The sequence below is a fragment of the Flavobacterium aurantiibacter genome, from assembly GCF_002251775.1.
Lineage (GTDB): Bacteria > Bacteroidota > Bacteroidia > Flavobacteriales > Flavobacteriaceae > Flavobacterium > Flavobacterium aurantiibacter.
Genome location: NZ_NOXX01000217.1, coordinates 1 through 17768 on the forward strand (window position 1 = coordinate 1; position 17768 = coordinate 17768).

The 17768-nt window shown below is 35.8% G+C and carries 16 protein-coding genes; 11 read left to right on the forward strand and 5 right to left on the reverse strand.

Features of this window, described 5'->3' with window-relative positions:
- Positions 1-335: 335 nt before the first annotated feature.
- The 8 genes from CHX27_RS12650 to CHX27_RS12685 all read left to right on the forward strand — a co-directional run bounded on the left by CHX27_RS12650 (position 336) and on the right by CHX27_RS12685 (position 7322).
- The gene (locus CHX27_RS12650) at positions 336-914 is read left to right on the forward strand and encodes a protoglobin domain-containing protein (protein ID WP_094487127.1); all 579 of its coding nucleotides are present in this window, start codon (positions 336-338) and stop codon (positions 912-914) included.
- Between the two features lie 24 nt (positions 915-938).
- Complete coding sequence (locus CHX27_RS12655; protein ID WP_094487128.1) at positions 939-1682, forward strand: hypothetical protein; 744 nt, start codon at positions 939-941, stop codon at positions 1680-1682.
- A gap of 123 nt (positions 1683-1805) precedes the next feature.
- On the forward strand, positions 1806-2069 hold the full coding sequence (locus CHX27_RS12660) for a DUF2024 family protein (RefSeq protein WP_094487129.1): 264 nt from the start codon (positions 1806-1808) through the stop codon (positions 2067-2069).
- A gap of 79 nt (positions 2070-2148) precedes the next feature.
- Positions 2149-2667, forward strand: a complete 519-nt coding sequence (locus CHX27_RS12665; protein ID WP_262494593.1) for a MarR family winged helix-turn-helix transcriptional regulator — start codon at positions 2149-2151, stop codon at positions 2665-2667.
- A 107-nt stretch (positions 2668-2774) separates the two neighbouring features.
- Entirely contained in the window at positions 2775-4394 is a 1620-nt protein-coding gene (locus tag CHX27_RS12670) for a S41 family peptidase (RefSeq protein ID WP_094487131.1), read from the forward strand.
- 350 nt (positions 4395-4744) lie between these two features.
- On the forward strand, positions 4745-5461 hold the full coding sequence (locus tag CHX27_RS12675) for a YqjF family protein (RefSeq protein ID WP_094487132.1): 717 nt from the start codon (positions 4745-4747) through the stop codon (positions 5459-5461).
- An 11-nt stretch (positions 5462-5472) separates the two neighbouring features.
- Positions 5473-6081: a flavin reductase family protein gene (locus CHX27_RS12680; RefSeq protein ID WP_094487133.1), complete on the forward strand. Its 609-nt coding sequence runs from the start codon at positions 5473-5475 to the stop codon at positions 6079-6081.
- Between the two features lie 50 nt (positions 6082-6131).
- A complete protein-coding gene (locus CHX27_RS12685; RefSeq protein ID WP_094487134.1) occupies positions 6132-7322 on the forward strand; it encodes an NAD(P)/FAD-dependent oxidoreductase in 1191 nt (396 codons plus the stop codon).
- A 157-nt stretch (positions 7323-7479) separates the two neighbouring features.
- Here the strand turns inward: CHX27_RS12685 and dnaK are convergent, their stop codons facing one another.
- Together dnaK and CHX27_RS12695 are read right to left on the reverse strand one after the other, a co-directional pair.
- On the reverse strand, positions 7480-9372 hold the full coding sequence (gene dnaK / locus CHX27_RS12690; RefSeq protein WP_094487135.1) for a molecular chaperone DnaK: 1893 nt from the start codon (positions 9370-9372) through the stop codon (positions 7480-7482).
- 374 nt (positions 9373-9746) lie between these two features.
- On the reverse strand, positions 9747-10202 hold the full coding sequence (locus CHX27_RS12695; RefSeq protein WP_094487136.1) for a DUF1801 domain-containing protein: 456 nt from the start codon (positions 10200-10202) through the stop codon (positions 9747-9749).
- A gap of 55 nt (positions 10203-10257) precedes the next feature.
- Here CHX27_RS12695 and CHX27_RS12700 point away from each other — a divergent pair, with 55 nt between their 5' ends.
- Complete coding sequence (locus tag CHX27_RS12700) at positions 10258-11355, forward strand: DUF3667 domain-containing protein (protein ID WP_094487137.1); 1098 nt, start codon at positions 10258-10260, stop codon at positions 11353-11355.
- A 282-nt stretch (positions 11356-11637) separates the two neighbouring features.
- On the opposite strand, the gene CHX27_RS12705 is transcribed toward CHX27_RS12700, so the two are convergent.
- The 3 genes from CHX27_RS12705 to CHX27_RS12715 form a co-directional block, all read right to left on the reverse strand.
- Positions 11638-12285, reverse strand: a complete 648-nt coding sequence (locus CHX27_RS12705; RefSeq protein ID WP_094487138.1) for a response regulator transcription factor — start codon at positions 12283-12285, stop codon at positions 11638-11640.
- A 16-nt stretch (positions 12286-12301) separates the two neighbouring features.
- The gene (locus tag CHX27_RS12710; RefSeq protein ID WP_094487139.1) at positions 12302-14431 is read right to left on the reverse strand and encodes an ATP-binding protein; all 2130 of its coding nucleotides are present in this window, start codon (positions 14429-14431) and stop codon (positions 12302-12304) included.
- Positions 14432-14725: 294 nt separating this feature from the next.
- A complete protein-coding gene (locus CHX27_RS12715; protein ID WP_094487140.1) occupies positions 14726-15097 on the reverse strand; it encodes a hypothetical protein in 372 nt (123 codons plus the stop codon).
- Positions 15098-15241: 144 nt separating this feature from the next.
- On the opposite strand from CHX27_RS12715, the gene CHX27_RS12720 reads away from it, so the two are divergent.
- Together CHX27_RS12720 and CHX27_RS12725 are read left to right on the forward strand one after the other, a co-directional pair.
- The gene (locus CHX27_RS12720; RefSeq protein WP_094487141.1) at positions 15242-16099 is read left to right on the forward strand and encodes an ABC transporter ATP-binding protein; all 858 of its coding nucleotides are present in this window, start codon (positions 15242-15244) and stop codon (positions 16097-16099) included.
- Positions 16100-16104: 5 nt separating this feature from the next.
- Positions 16105-17667: a hypothetical protein gene (locus CHX27_RS12725; RefSeq protein WP_094487142.1), complete on the forward strand. Its 1563-nt coding sequence runs from the start codon at positions 16105-16107 to the stop codon at positions 17665-17667.
- Positions 17668-17768: the final 101 nt, after the last annotated feature.

Sequence of the window (17768 nt, forward strand, 5' to 3'; positions counted from 1 at the left end):
CTTCGATTGAACTTTTGTGCTAAAAATCCGCCACTACGCCAAGCCCGAAACCGTTAGGTGCAACCCTATTTGACGACACAACCGACAACAAACGAGCAATAAAACGAGTGACAAAATGCCAACCCTTCGCAAAATTAAAAGAGCTGCAAGCCGACACACAAGCCAACGCTTTTGCAGCACATTTAATTTTGCCCAACCTCACCAAGGCTTTGTTGACAAATTTTAGCATTAGACATCAGACTTAGACGCTGAACTAAAAATATTTTCAATTTTATTTGTTTAGTTAGGATTCCTTACTTACTTTGTGCAATCATTCACAAATAAAATTTAAAAAAATGACAGAACAAATCAAAGGTTACGCCTACGGGCAAGTAGGGCAATCACCTTTAAGCATTGCCGATTTAGACCTTCTCAAAAAAACAGTATTGTTTGGCGAAGAAGATGAAAAAAACCTTCGCCTTGCGGGCGAAGTGCTTAAAGACCAAACAAACGAAGTGCTTGACCTTTGGTATGGTTTCGTTGGCGGTAACGAACACTTGGTGCATTACTTCACTAAAAACGGACAGCCAAATATGGACTACCTAACTGCGGTTCGGGCAAGGTTTGGACAATGGATAATGGACTTGTGTAACAAGCCTTACGACCAAATTTGGTTGAATTACCAACACGAAATTGCTTTGAGACATCATAGCATCAAGAAAAATAAGACTGACGATGTGGACACAGTTCCAATCATTCACTATCGTTATATGGTGGCATTTATTTTTCCAATCACAGCAACCATCAAAGGCTTTTTAGCTAAAAAAGGACACGATGCAGAAACAGTTGAAGCAATGTATTCAGCTTGGTTTAAAGCGGTAACGCTGACTGTCATACTTTGGACTTATCCATACATCAACAAAAACGAATTTTAATTAACCTCTTAAAACAAATACATAATGAAAAGTATAGTAGCAATAATTGCAATAGCAACATTAGCTTTTACAAACGCTAAGGCTTGCGACAAATGTGGAAATTACAACAACAGTAATTTCAAAATCAAATCCACATCAGTAACCCACAATAAAGATTTGGGCGTAACTATTTGGGAAATAAAAGTGGATAGTCTTGCAGGTAATACAACACCAAAACCTGTTGGACAATTGAACGGTGCACCTGTATTAGGTTACGTTTTTCCTACAACGCTAAAACCTACTGACGTTGGCTTTAACCTAACAGATGGAATTGTAGCTTTGGCTTTAACATCTCATCCCGACTTTGATGACAGCCCACTTTGGGACGAAAACACAGACGGAAAATTTGACAATGACGGTATCGTTTGGCATCCTCATTGGGTAATTCTTACCGAAGACAAAAGAGTGGCAGGTGGACTCGCAGTAAAAGAATTTAAGAAGGACGACAAAACCGTTGTGCTACCTAAAACTTCACCGAATATGCCAATGTATATGGACAGTCCTGGTTTCAACGTAACAACAAAAGGAAACTCAATTAAAGTTGTAGTTCCTGATTATCGCATCAACAACAAAACAGACTTCAAATTCGATGCAGTTACTTGTTTTATGGAGGTGAATACAGGCGAAGGTGGCACACATTCCGAAGGTGGAGCAAAACCAATGCTTGGCGTTTACAAAGTGTATTCGGTAGCAAGCGGAAATCTCTCATTACCATACTCGGTTAAGTGATAAAAATCCGAAATATGAAACCATATTTCAAAAAAATTGGAATAGCTGGATTTTTCTTCTTTCTAATCAAAGGACTAATCTGGCTATTCATTTTCTTATTCATCAAATCAAAAATTTAAAATTATGCAAGTAGCAGTTTGGGACACTTATATAACAAAAAAAGACGGTAGCGTAATGCATTTTGACATTATTGCACCCGACCATATAAAAGAAGAAAAAATAATTTATACCTTTGGTAAGGATTACTTACAATCAAAAAATCAAGAAAATCAGCCCTTGACTGCAAAAGAATGTAGCTTTTGCCATATTGAAAAGGCAACAGATGAAATGGTTTTAAGTATTCAACAAAAAGGATATTATATTATTGAAATGCAAAACTGTAACTAACGTCTCGGTATTTAATTTAGAAAATCAAAACGCAAACCTCGACAACAAAATAGTTGCAGGACTTGAACGCCTTTCGCAGGTGTTCCGCATTTTATTGTGGAATAAGGCGAAAGAGCATAGTTTAAGTCCAATACAAATTCAGTTGTTGATTTTTATTCAGCATCATTCGGTAGACAAAACCACAATTAGTTATTTAGCACAAGAATTTAATTTTACAAAGCCGACAATTAGTGATGCTATAAAAGTGTTGGAGCAAAAAAAACTAATTAAAAAATTTACCGACAGCAACGACACAAGAAGCTACACAATACAATTAACGACAGCAGGAAAAAAGATAGTAGCCGAGACAGAGAATTTTGCCAATCCGTTGACGACAATTATCGCCAAGACAAGCGAGACAGAAAAAATGGTATTGTGGCAAAATATTTCAAGTTTAATTATTCAACTTAACAAACTTGAAATAATAAGTGTGCAACGAACTTGTTTTAATTGCAAGCACTATGCAAATAAAAACAAAACTCATTTTTGTGGTTTACTCAACCAAAAATTAGAAACACAAGACATAAGAATTGACTGCGGAGAATTTGAAAATGCTTAAATTGCCAACGCATTTGGTGGCACATTTGTATTTTTTTTTTAATGCACAGACCAACGCTAAAAAATCCAAAAGAGCCACCATGCCAATGACCAAAGACAGCAGTAACAATGGACAACAGAGCAACGACAGAAAGAACGCCAGCACCTAACAGCGGTTTGGCAAAAGGCGGGGTTTCGTGCTTCGTAAGAACATTTGTGCTAAAAATCCCGCCCTTCGCCAATCCGCAAAACGTTAGCGGCAATTTTTTCAGTCTACAAAGTCAACGAAATAATCAAAACCACATGAAAAAAATAAAGAAATACATGCTTTTGTTACTGATACTATTATCGCTTGCATTTTTAAATGATTGCTTCAACTTTAGAGAAATTGTAAACAAAAGAATTTCAACTCAAATTGATAATCAACCCTTAACACGGGAACAGCTAAACGAGGATTTAACCATACTACTTACTAATCTCAGGGATATCATGCCCAAAGAATACTACATCTGGCCTGAACATGCGGTCGACAGTATCTCCAAAGCAATTTTAAAAAATAAAACGTTATCCAAGTCGAAGTTTCTTTTTGACATTAATAGTTTGCTAGTTTCCTTCAATATTGCTCATTTGGAGGTTTCGTTTCCTAAAAAGAAATACAACTCCAATTTATTGTACGATGGTTCTGAGTGGTCATTAAAACTCAGATTATCAAACAACTTTCTGATCGTAGATGAAGCAAACGTAAAGCCGACTAACTTAACAGGAGCACGTTTGATGGAAATTAACGACATGCCAGTTGACAGTCTTATGTCTCTTTTTCTGAAACAATGCAGCGGATTACGCGCCTGGAGGGAAAGATCAGTCATTGACCATTTCGGACTGTATTTGCTTTTAAATGAGATACATCCGCCTTACAAAATAGATTTCGTAGACACCATGCAAAAACAGCAGACGACCACACTCACATACAAAAATGGAAATGAAAGTGCTTCGGCAATCAAAGAAAATTCATCAGACAAAGGATTTGAGTTTAATTGGTTTAATGACAGCATTGCTTATGTGAATTTATATAGTTACGAATACCAAGATATTGCTGTGTACAGCCGCGAACTGGATTCAGTATTCAAGCAATTAGAAAACAGATGCAAATACTTGATCATTGACCTGCGATATAATAGTGGAGGAAACAGTGTTTATGGAGATACACTTTTAAATCATTTAACAGATAAAAAATACCGAGTACCAGAGAAAAAATGGTGGATGAGCGAATCATATAAAAAAAATATAAGACAAATGTTTCCTTGGTATATGCGCTCCATTGCGTTGAAAAAGATGGGTGTAAAAGACTATTTGAATTCGCCTAGTAACATCTATTATAAATTTGATGAAAATGAATCATATACATATCCTAAACATCAAAGTCATCAATTTAGAAATAAAGTTTATTTCGTAATTGGTTCAGGAACATTCAGTTCAGCCATTTACACAGGGATAGTTGTTCAGGATAATAAAATTGCAAAATTAATTGGGCAACCAAGCGGTGATGTAGCAAATGCCATTGGAGAAAATTGCTATTTAAAGCTTCCTAATTCAGGTATTGTTGTATCCATACCTTCTGCTTGTTTTGTGAGACCTAATCATGACTTGGACATGAATGCACCATTGATTCCAGACATGTTAATTGAATTAGACACCTTAAATAAATATGATAGAGTAAACATATGCAAGTGGTTAATTTATAATTTATAAATCAGCAATTAGAACAAATGACAATAAAAACTGATGCTAACAGCGGTTTGGCGTAATGGCGGGTTCAGTGCTTCGTATGACAGTTTTGTGGTAGGTTCAAGTGCAGTTCTTCGATTGAACTTTTGTGCTAAAAATCCGCCACTACGCCAAGCCNATCAAGCCACCAAAAAATCGCACCAGCCTTCAACAAGCTCAGGCACAAACGCAACTTGAAAAATGCCCAATGCAAGGTTAAAATGGCGGTAAGTTCCCTTGAATACCACTAACTTGCTCGCTACAAATTCAACTTGGTTTTCAAAAACAACTAATTGGAAATCTGCTGATTATCAAAATATATAGCAACCGTTAAAATGCCTAAAACTTTTTTGTCGGCCCGATGGGAAGATCTAATCATGGCAAATTATGCCGTTGATCCGCAAATCCTGCAACCCTACCTTCCAAAAGGCGTTGAACTCGACTTTTTTGAAGGCAAAACCTATGTAAGTTTGGTTGGCTTTATGTTTCGAAACACGCGCTTGTTCGGGGTTCCTATCCCACTGCTCGGAACTTTTGAAGAGATAAATCTGCGTTTTTACGTTAAACGCCGCACAGAAAACGGCTATAAACGCGGCGTGGTTTTTATTAACGAAACCGTTCCGTACCCAGCAGTTGCCTGGCTTGCCAATAAATTGTACAAAGAACATTACACCGCCATACCTACTAAACATCAAATTTTGACAAATGCCCACAATCGCTCGCTGAGCTACCAATGGAAAACCAATAACAACTGGAACCATTTGCAACTAAATTGCAGCCCAAGCGCTGTTGCCATGCGTGAAAACAGCATCGAAGAATTTATCTTTGAACACTACTACGGCTATACTAAAGTGTCGGACACCAAAACCTTGGAATACCGCGTAAACCATCCGCGTTGGCAGGTTTTTCCCGTAATGAACTACGACATTTCGTGCGATTTCAAAGCTATGTACGGATCTGATTTTGAATATCTTGCTGAACAAAAACCGGATTCGGTTATCGTTGCGAACGGATCCAACGTTACGGTCGACTGGAAACGTCATTCAATTTAATACTACATCACATGAAAATAGATACTGCTGCCCTTGAACAACTCGAAACGCGTTACCGCACGGCTTTCATCAACTCGCTTGCCGGTTTCAGACAGGCCGTTTTGGTAGGAACTAAAAGCGAAAGCGGCACTGAAAATTTGGCTATTTTTAATTCGGTTATTCATCTCGGCGCCAATCCGGCTTTGTTGGGTTTACTAAGCAGGCCACATACCGTGCCGCGCGATACGCTAGAAAACATGCTTGCCACCACTTTTTATACCTTAAACTATGTAGCGGCAACGCATTATAAAGCGGCACACCAAACCTCGGCTCGCTACGACAAAGGCGTTTCGGAATTTGAGCAAGTAGGTTTTACTCCCGAATATCACGACGATTTCTATGCACCGTATGTACAAGAAGCAGTCGTGCAAATTGGTATGAAACTCGAAACACACATACCCATTCCATTAAACGGAACGGTTTTGTTGGTGGGCAGTATTCAGCACATCCGTCTTGCCGATGATTTAGTAGGTGCCGACGGATTTGTACATTTGTCGGATGCAGATGTTTTGGTAAGTCAGGGTTTAGACGCATATTTTCGAGCGTCGGCTGTAGGAAGATTACCCTACGCAAAACCTTAAAAACTCATTTTCAACTGCAAAGACAAGAGTATTTAAAGTAACTATTTACAATGAAAGTAGCTATAATTGGCGGCGGCTTGGCGGGTTTAACCTGTGCCTGGTACTTAAAGAAAAACGGCATAGCGGATGTTACCGTATTCGAATCGTCGGATTCGGTTGGTGGAAAAGTGAAAACAGACCTTATTTCGGGATATCGCTGCGACCGTGGATTTCAAGTACTCCTTCCCGCCTATCCGGAAACTAGAAAAGTATTGAATTACGAGGCGCTCGACTTACAGCGTTTTGACAAAGGATCGTTGATTTTTAGAAACGGGAAGAAAATTCCGTTTTACGATCCAGAGAACGGCGTTTCGGCTTTAATACAAACGGTATTGAAAGGTCCGGGTAGTTTACGCGACAAAGTACTGTTGCTCAAATTGAAGTTGCAACTAAGTCGAACGAGCGTTGACACCATTTTAAACAGCGCCGATACCCGCACCGCACTTGCGTTCTTGAAAGATTTTGGTTTTAGTTCGTCGATGATTGCCGACTTTTGGAAACCGTTTTATCAGGGTGTTTTTTTGGAAAACGACTTACAAACGGATAACCGCATGTTGCGATTTACATTTAAAATGTTTGCCGAATCGGGCGCTGCCGTTCCCAAAAACGGTATGGGCGCGATTCCGGAACAACTCGCGGAGTTTATTGGTAAAGAAAATATTCGTTTAGAAACCGCTGTTACGGCCTTCGATGCGCATTCGGTTACGACAGCTGTTGGCGAAACCAGTACTTTTGATGCCGTAGTTTGTGCGTTTAATTACGAGAAATCGGTGTTGTACCACAGCGTTTCGAACTATTATTTTGAGGCAGAGCAACTACCGCTCGAGAGCAAACACGTTTTGTTGAATGCCAATGCTAAACGAATCGTAAACAATGTGGTTTTAATGAGCTGCGTGGCACCCAATTACAGCAGTACGAACAAACAGTTAATTTCTGTTTCGGCAAACGGAACGGGCTGGACAAACGAACAAATTACCAACGATTTACAACTACTTTTTGGCGCTCAGGTTCGCGATTGGAAGTTGGTGAAATACTACGAAATTTACGAAGCGCTACCCAATTTGAACCCGATACGTAGCTTTAGCAGCCAACAGAAAGCTGGCGTATATTACTGCGGTGATTACCTGACGCAAGGATCGATTAACGGTGCGATGCAGAGCGGTAGAATTACAGCCGAAGCCATCTTAAATTCAAGAAAATAAACGTTGTTTCGTCGTTAAGAAAAAGAATGAATCGAAGTTTTTTTCGTTAACAGAAACAGCATTTCGGGTTACATCAAGAAGAGTTTAAAGCTTGAATTGATATCATAAAAAAAGGTCGCCTTATTCGGGCGACCTTTTAGTTTATGTACGAAAGAAATTATTTCACTTCTTCGTAGTCGACGTCTTGAACATTATCACCTTGCGTTTCTGCAGTAGGTTCAGCCTGTGCTTGTTGAGCACCTGGGTTCTGACCTTGTGCGTACATCGCTTCAGTAGCTTTTTTCCAAGCGGCGTTTATTTTGTCTAAACCGGCTTGGATAGCGGCCAAATCTTGAGCGGCATGTGCTGCTTTCAATTCGGTTAAAGCTGCTTCAATTTCCGCTTTATCGTCGGCTGAAATCTTATCGCCAAGTTCTTTCAACTGACTTTCCGTTTGGAAAACCATAGAATCGGCTTCGTTTAATTTTTCAACACGTTCGCGTGCAATTCTATCGGCTTCGGCATTAGCTTCAGCATCTTTTTTCATGCGCTCAATTTCTTCTTGCGTAAGTCCAGAAGAAGCTTCGATACGAATATCGTGCGATTTACCTGTGCCTTTATCGGTTGCAGAAACTTTGATGATACCATTTGCATCGATATCGAAAGTTACCTCGATTTGCGGTACACCGCGTGGTGCTGGTGGAATTCCGTCTAAGTGAAAACGACCGATGGTTTTGTTATCGGCTGCCATAGCGCGATCTCCTTGCAATACGTGGATTTCCACAGATGGCTGAGAATCGGCCGCAGTAGAGAACACTTGCGATTTTTTAGTTGGGATCGTTGTGTTTGCTTCGATTAATTTCGTTAATACACCACCCATTGTTTCGATACCAAGAGATAGCGGTGTTACGTCGAGTAACAATACATCTTTCACATCGCCAGAAAGTACACCACCTTGGATCGCAGCACCGATAGCAACTACTTCGTCAGGGTTCACGCCTTTAGACGCTTTCTTTCCGAAGAATTTCTCAACTTCTTCAGCAATTTTAGGCATACGTGTAGAACCACCTACCAAGATTACTTCGTCGATATCTGAAGTTGACAAGCCCGCATCTTTAAGCGCTTTTGCCACAGGATCCATCGAACGTCTTACCAACGAATCGGTTAATTGTTCGAAACGAGCACGAGAAAGTTTTTTAACTAAGTGCTTAGGTCCGGTTGCTGTAGCGGTTACGTAAGGCAAGTTGATTTCAGTTTCAGCAGAAGAAGATAATTCGATTTTTGCCTTTTCAGCTGCTTCTTTAATACGTTGAAGAGACATTGGGTCTTGACGCAAGTCGATACCTTCTTCGCTTTTGAATTCATCTGCCAACCAGTCGATGATGGCTTGGTCGAAATCGTCTCCACCTAAGTGTGTATCACCGTTTGTTGAAAGAACTTCAAAAACGCCGTCTCCTAATTCCAAGATCGAGATATCGAATGTACCACCACCTAAGTCGTATACAGCGATTTTTTGATCTTTTCCTTTTTTATCTAAACCGTAGGCAAGAGCTGCGGCAGTAGGTTCGTTGATGATACGCATTACTTTAAGTCCAGCGATTTCGCCAGCTTCTTTAGTTGCTTGGCGCTGTGCATCGTTAAAGTATGCGGGTACAGTAATAACAGCTTCAGATACGGTTTGTCCTAAGTAATCTTCTGCCGTTTTTTTCATTTTTTGAAGTGTCATAGCCGACAATTCTTGAGCGGTGTACAAACGACCGTCGATATCCACACGAGGTGTATTATTGTCGCCTTTCACTACTTTGTAAGGCACTCTACCTGCTTCATCAGAAGTTTCGGTGAAATTTCTTCCCATGAAACGCTTGATTGAGGCGATGGTTTTAGTTGGGTTTGTAACTGCCTGACGTTTAGCAGGATCGCCAACTTTGATTTCACCACCATCTACAAAACCGATGATTGAAGGTGTTGTTCTTTTTCCTTCTGAATTAGGAATTACAACAGCCTCACTACCTTCCATTACGGCAACACATGAGTTGGTCGTTCCTAAGTCAATACCAATGATTTTACCCATTTTGCTTATTTAATTTTTAGATTTTTAATCTGATTTTAATGACATCCTTCAGCAGTCAATCTTTGTGCCATTGTTTAAATGCGGTAATTTTAATGTCAGATTTAATGAATACGCATAAAAAAACTGTCAAGTTGGCATATCGTAAATTTATGCCAACGTAACAGTTTTAGCGTAATTAGAGTAGTGTATTAATACTTCATAAGCCACACTAACATCAGCGTTCCGAAGATTATAGCTACCGCGGAACACAAAAATCTAATACACATTTTTTCGCTCCAATCTTTCATAATAATTGATTTTAGCATTAATGTTTGTAGAAATGGGGATAGCTAATTTAACACTATTTTTAGAATTAGCAACTGATTTTGAGAAAATTATCTTCGCTCGAGCGCTGCTTCGTATAAGAGAATCCAGTCTTTAGGAGTCATTTGTTTTAGTAGTTCGCCGAGTAATTTTATTGGCAATTCTGCGGGTTTAAATCGAATGCAACTTTTACCCATGTCGAGTTTTCTTTTACTGTGTAGCGGATATTGTTCTGTAAACCAATTCAATAAATCGGTGTTAACGTAAATGCCCATATGATAGAGTGCGATAAAATTTTTCTGATTTGCGAAACTTACAAAAGGCAGCGGTTGTTTGGGATCGCAGTGGTAGCCGCGAGGAAACATACTGTGCGGAACCACGTACGCCGGCATGCCGTAACCAATTGTTTCTTCAAAACCTGAAGGCAAACTCTTAATTAAGGTGTCTCGCAATTCGTTTAAATCGTTCTGTCGATCTTGTGGCTGCGCAGCAATATACTTGTCAACAGCCTCGCTTTTCTCTATCATTTGCATTAATTTAGGCGACGAAATTTAACAACTTTCAACCAATCTATAACAAACCATGTCAAAAGCGCCTGTAAGAACCGACAAAACGTGTTTGAATTGTCGGCATGTGGTTGAAAATTGCTTCTGTCCGAACTGTGGCCAGGAGAATGTGTCGGTCCGAAAAAACTTTTACCATTTATTTGTTCACTTTTTCGAAGACCTTACCCACTACGAAAATGCCTTCTGGCGAACAATCAAAAACCTAATCACAAAACCTGGCTCGCTCACTTCGGAGTATTTGTCGGGAAAACGGATGTCGTACCTCGCTCCTATCCGATTGTATATTTTCATAAGTTTTGTTACTTTTTTGTCGATTAATTTACTGCCCGCGGATTCTGATGCCGTAACTGTAAACATGAATGAGCAGACGAAAGTTGGGAAAATTGATGTTGAAACGGCAAAAAAGAACGCGCACAACTTGGTTTCGGATTTGGCAAAGGACAATAAAATTGGAAAGAAAGAAGCCGACAGTCTGAAAAATTTTATTGCGTCAGTTCGAAAAAAAGACGACGATATATCGGTAGGTTTTTTTCAAGATGACGCCAAAACCTTGGAAGAATATGATGAAAAAATCAAAGAGATGTCTGAAAAAGAAAAGCCGTCGGCTATTGAGCAGATGTTCGTGCGCAAGTCGATCGAGTTAAACAACAGATATACCGGCAAAGAGTTACAAGAACGATTTTTTGAAACTTTCAAACACAATTTACCGAAGGTATTGTTCATCTACATGCCTTTGTTTGCTTTTATTTTATGGATTTTCGAAAGCAAGAAGAAATATTATTACTTCGATCACGGCATATTTACTCTGCATTATTTTTCGTTTTTGTTGTTGATGTTGCTGCTGGAACATTTGTTAAGTTGGTTTTTTCTTATCACTGGCTTAGAAGGATACACAGCTGTAGAAGTTATCTATTCAATTATAGTTTTAGGGCTGCTATTTTACTCCTTCTACTATTTTTTTCCAGCGCACCACCGCTTTTATAAAACCGAGCGTGTCATTACGTTTTTCAAAGGAATTTTCATTTTCATGATTAACTGTTTCCTAATTATCTTAGTTTTAACCGGAATGGCATTATACACTTTTTACAATAACCCGTTGGGTGAAATTATTTGAAGTAAAATAAATTGACCAAATGTTGGTCAAGATACTGAAAATCAGTATCTTGAAGTCGCAAAACAACCAACATTTATGACAAATATAGNGTTAAGAACCCAAATGCTAAGAGTAATTTTTTTTTCATTTTTTTATTAGTTAGTTATTTTTTGCGTTTTTGATTTCAAACAAATTGATTATGAGGTTGAAATAGCACACTCAAAATTAATTTTTAACTAACAAATAAAGCATCCCCTTTTTGATGGATTTTCAAAAATCATATAAAAAAGGGATGGTAGAATTCTAATTGATGATTTCTAAATCTAGCGCTTTCTTAACAAGACTAGTTATCTTATCTACATTAAACTTATAAAAAAGTTTTTGTTTGTGACTTACTACTGTATGGTGACTTATAAACAGCGTATCTGCAATTTGGTTGATGGTTAATCCTTTTGCAATTAGCTCTAAAATTTCCTTTTCACGAGATGATAGTTTTGGTAAAATGGATTTCGTAGATGACTCATCTTCCTCTTCATTTGTAAAGATGAGTTTATTTTTAATCGCCTCGCTAAAAAAAAGATTTCCTTGAGCAACACTTGTTATTGCGCTAACTAACAATTCTTTATCAGCGTTTTTAAAAAGATAGCCATCAATCTTCATTTTAATCAATGCTTTAATAATTTGAGTTTCTTCGTGCATTGATAAAATAAGGATTTTTATAGTTGGAAACTGTTTTTTTATAATTTGGCTTAACGCTATGCCATCCATTTCCGGCATACTGATATCACTAATTAAAACATCAATAGTTGCTAAATTGGGTTGATTTAATAACTCTTTTGCACTAGAGGCAGTGATTAGAATTTTGAAATTGTCTACATCCTTTAAAATTGAAGATAGCCCTTCTAAAAAAAGGGAATGATCATCTACTATGGCAATGTTTATTTTCTTCATTTTCTTTCTTTACTAATCAACAAGGTATTGTAATATTAAAAGCTGATCCTCTACCAATAACCGAGTCTATAATAAGTTTTCCTCCTAATGCTTTTGTTCTAGCCTCTAAATTTCGCAATCCGATACCTAATTTTTTTTTCGAAGTGTCAAATCCAGCTCCATTATCTTCAATTACTAAATTTAACTCATGCTCAAATTTAGTTACGTTAATTTCGATTTTTGTTCCATTAGAATGAGCGATAGAATTTTTAAGCAATTCTTGGATCATTCTATAAACGGTTACTTGAATTTCTTCTGATAATAGGTTTATTTTATCTTCCTCTAAATATTCTAATGTAATTTCAAGGCTGGTAGCCTCCTTGATGTCGTTGACTAAATTATTGATGACTTCAATAAAAATAGAATCTTTGAGTTGTGGAGTAATCAAGTTGTGGGATATGGATCGCACATCGTGATACAATACATCTACATTTTTTATAACTTTATCTATTTGTTCATTTTTATCTTCTTCAGCAATTTTACTTAATTTTAGTTTAATAGCCGAGAGTGAACCTCCTATGCCATCGTGCAACTCAGAGGCAATCCTACTTCTCTCGTTTTCCTCCCCTTTGATGTAATTGCGCATCGATTTTACTTGTTCGTTTTTGATCAGTTCTACTGCTTTTTGCTGGTATAATTCTTCTGATTTTTGGGCTAGAGCTTTACTAATTTTGGCTCTTTTTTTGTAGTTGAGAACTGTTATTATAGATAATATAACTATTAATAATGAAAATCCTGCAATGCTGTTTCGTATTAATTTTTGCTTGTTTAACTCTTGTAGCGCAACGGCTCTTGCTTTGTCTTGTTTTGCTTTTGCAATTAATTCTTTCTTTTCAAATTCATAGTTCATTTCAGCTTTAACAATTTTTTCAGTATTTATTTTATTTTCGATGCTGTCTCTTGTGGTTATAAATTTTTTATAGTGATGTAGTGCCAACTGATGTAGTTTTTGTTTTTCATACAAAGTACTCAGCAATTGCTCACATGCCCAATAGGTATTAAATCTGCTAATTTCTTTTGCTAATTGAGAAGCGCTTGAGGCAAATTGAATGGCCATTTTATCGTTATTTTTTTTCTCATAAATGGAAGCAATAGAGAGCTTTGTAATTGCAATAACTTCTTTTTTTTGAGTTTGTTCTCCAATTGTGAGCAAGTCAAAAAAATATTGAAGTGCTAAATCATTATTACCCATCATTTGATGATAGATGCCTAATGAATTGTATAGCATCACTTGAGACCTTTTTAAATGATATTTTTCAACCAACACTTCTGCTTTTGTGAAAAACGCTAATGCTTTTGCAGTTTCATTTTGTTTTAGATAAATGTTTCCTGTGGCGATATAACTTCTAACATTAGCATCATAGTTTGTATTTGGCAGCGTAAAAACTTTTGAGTAATATTCTACTGCTTTTGAATATTTTTTTAAGTTAGAATAAACATCCCCCAAGCCAATGTATACTTCATGAAGATTTTTTTTATCGTTTTTTTCTCTTATTTTTAATGATAATAAGAACCAATTTAATGCGGCTGAAAAGTTGTTTGTGTTAAGCGATTGAATGCCTAAATTATAGTAAGATCTTGCAATAAGATTACTATTCTTTATGATTTTAGCGAACCTTAAACCTTTTTTAGTATAAAAAGTTGACATATCATTATTACCTATATTGGAATAATAAATGCTTAATCCACTATATACGCTAATCAATTTTTCTTGAATTTTTTTGATTTCTTTTTTTGACTTTTCTTTTTGTAAGAGCTTTTCTAAAATATTTTTAGCGTCAGTAGTATATACATAAGCTTTTTTGTAGTCATTAAAATGCATGATAAAATACTTAGCTAAGACAATATCGGCATCTGCAATCTCTAATTGTAGGTTCTCTTTTTTTGCCTTATTTAATGCCTTAGTATAGTAAGCAAACGTTGAATCGGTATTCCTTTTTTCAAATTCGGCACCGATGGCGATATAGAGTTTAGTGATTGATGTATCACTTGTCGTTTTTAGAACAACACCTTTTAAACTATCTATTTTACTGGTTTGTGCGTAAAATGACGGGATGTTAAAAGCCAAAAAAAATAATATAAAAAAAAATTGTTTTGGGTACATCATATTTAGTTACTATTGTCTTTTATAATTCAGTTTTTTTTTGAAATTGAGTTAATTGTTTTAAAAACAGTAGTATATCAATTTTTAATTTAGATCTACCCTCAGAAAGTAGAAATTTAAACTATCAAAGCAAACCGTATTTTTGTTTTCGATTGTTACCCTTCCGACGCTAGCTGACTGAGATGGTCAAAACGAAAAGATTATTTTCTCACAAGGATTAACGTTTTTCGTGTAAACTAGACGTCAACATTATACATAACAGCCATAGCGGCTAAGCTCCTGTTAAAAGTGGTTGTTTTAATCTGAACCACACAAAAACAAGCTACCATCATCAGCTTCTATTACAGCTTCGTTATGTTTGCCATAAATTACATGAATATTTTTCTTATGTAATTTTAGATATCTAATTTCAGGTTTCCCTTCACTAGGGATTCCACAAGCTGAAATAACATCAATTTTCCATTTAATTTTATTTGTTTGTTTTTCAACAGCAATTAAACTTTTCAAATCATTTTCAACGTAGTAAACAACTCCATGATATTCAAACCCAACAAATTCTGATTCTAATAAGTTGACAATGTTGTTTTTTGAGATTTTATTGGTATCATATTTTTGCGCAAAACAAATTTGGGCTAATATCAAAAGAATAAAAGACAGTTTTAAGCTCATAGTTGTTTAACAATTACTACTAACAAATATATGGAACTATACATTTTTTTTGTGACACAATTGTATCATGCGGTTCTTTCTTGACTTTTTATTTTTGTTTCCCTATATTTCTTAGAACTAATTTAAAAATATCAACCTTTTTTTATGCAACTCAAGATTAGTCATGTAACAAAGCAATACACTAAAGATAAATTAGGTTTAGTTGATTTTTCGACAACAATTAAGAATGGTGTTATCGGATTATTAGGGTCCAATGGGGCAGGAAAATCGACACTTCTTCGCATTTTGGCTACCGTTTCAAAGCCGACATCAGGAGCTATAACTTTAGATGGGGAAGATATTTTAAATACTCCAAATAGAATACGTAAGGTATTGGGTTATTTACCTCAAGATTTTGGAGTGTATCCAAATTTGACAGGATTTGAGTTTTTAAAGTACATAGCTGCTTTAAAGGGAGTTGGTGGTAGAAATTTAAATATAAGAATAAATCAACTGTTAGAAAGCGTACATCTTTTGGAAGTGTCTAATCGCTCTATTCATACATATTCTGGAGGAATGAAACAGCGCTTAGGCATTGCACAAGTTTTGTTGAATGATCCTAAGATATTGATTTTTGATGAACCTACAGTAGGTCTTGATCCAGAAGAACGTGTGCGGTTTAGAAATCTTATTTCAGCACTCTCTCATGATAGAATAATTCTTTTGTCATCTCATATTATTTCAGATATAGAGTTGATTGCAGATGAAGTGATGATTATGAAAAAAGGGATATTGGTACGAAAAGGATGTCAAGAGGATATTATAGAGGTGGTTGACAATAAGGTGTTTGAAATTGAAATTTCAAAAGAGGAAATTTATTCTTTTAAGATGAATTTTTTAGTGATAAGTATCTTACTAAAAAGAGAAACAGCTCTTATTCGATTTGTTTCCGACTCACCTCCATCTAAAGCTGTTTTGTGTAAGCCTACACTTGAAGATGCATTTTTATATCTTTCAAGATAAACCTAATGAATCAATTTTTTAGTATCTTATATGCTGATTTTTTACAAAGGGTAAGGAGTAATTCTTTTATTGTTTTACTAATTATCAGTGTAGTTGCCGCTTATAAATTTGTTCCCTTGCCTCAGGATCATTATACCACTATACGCATTGGAGATTATACGGGGTTGAACAATGCTGCATGGATAGGCCATTCTACTGCAATTATGGCATGTTTTTTTTTATGGTTATTTGGATTTTATGTGGTTAATAATAGTATTAGAAATGATTTACAGACTGGGGTTGGACAGCTAATAGCTAGTTCAGCCATTACCAATTTCCAATATTTACTTGCCAAAGCGGTTAGCCATTTTTTTTTATTTTCTACAATTGTTGTTGTCGTATTCTTATTGGCGTTGGGGCTAACATTTTACAGAGTGGAAAATTATCCTTTTGATTTTTTCCAATTTGCTAGCCCTTATTTTTTTGTAACATTTCCCAGTGTTTTTGTTTTGTCAGCTTTAACTATTTTTTTTGAAGTTGTATTTGTTCAAAAAACGAACATAATGAATTTGATTTTCATGTTATTGTTCATTGGTTTGTTGGGAGTTACCAATTTTATAAGCGGTAGTTTTATTTACTATGTTGACCCTTTAGGTATTCAGTTTCTATTGAATGAAATTTCTATAGCAATTCCGAAAAGTATAATCTCAAACACTCAAGAAATTTCTGTAGGAATAAATTACAATGCAGATTCAAATTTAAATTATTTTCTTTTTAAAGGCTCCCATTTTAGTTTCGAATTTTACTTGTCTCGATTATTTTGGATAATTTTTTCATTGGTAACTATCAAGATAAGTTCAGTTTATTTTCACCGATTTGATATCAAAACTAAAAGAGTATTACCAAAGCTGCAACATGTAAAACATTTATATAAAGAAGAGACATCTAAACGGAAAATTTATTTTGAAAATTTGCAAAAAGTCGATACAGATTATCGATTATTCCCTTTAATTAATGCTGAATTTTTACTTTTGATTCGAAAGGGTACAATTCGTCTTTGGATACTCAATTTAGGGTGTTTTATTGGTTTGTTTTTTATACCAATTAAAGACGCTTTATTTATCGGATTACCCATAATTTGGTATTTACAAGTGAATCGATGGTCTGATTTATTTACAAAAGAACAAGAATTTAAAACTGCTTCGTTTATCTACAGTACTTATGAGCCTCTAAAAAGATTATTGTTATCTCAATTTTTAGCAGGCACTATATTAGCGCTTATTTTTGCGTTACCTGTTATAGTAAGATTGTGTTTTTTGCAACAGTTTTTAGAAATTATACAGGTCATTTTATCTGCTATCTCGATTATTTTATTTAGCCTTTTTTTGGGCATTTTGTTTTCGGGAAGACGTTTTTTTGAGTTTGTATTCTTGTTCATCACATTTATATGCATTTCTTCTGGAGGAACAGTTAGTTATATTATTTGGTCGTCTGATTTTAAACACAATATAACATTTCAGGTGCTTTTTACTTCTCTACTTATAATTTTGTCCTTTTCATTGAAAAAAAAGCGTTTAAATAGGGATTAAAATGAAACTTAAACGTATTGTTGAAATGCTGTTTTTGGATTTTTTTAATTGCAATGTCTAAGTACACGACAAAAATTGTATTAAATTAATTTCCAGCTTAT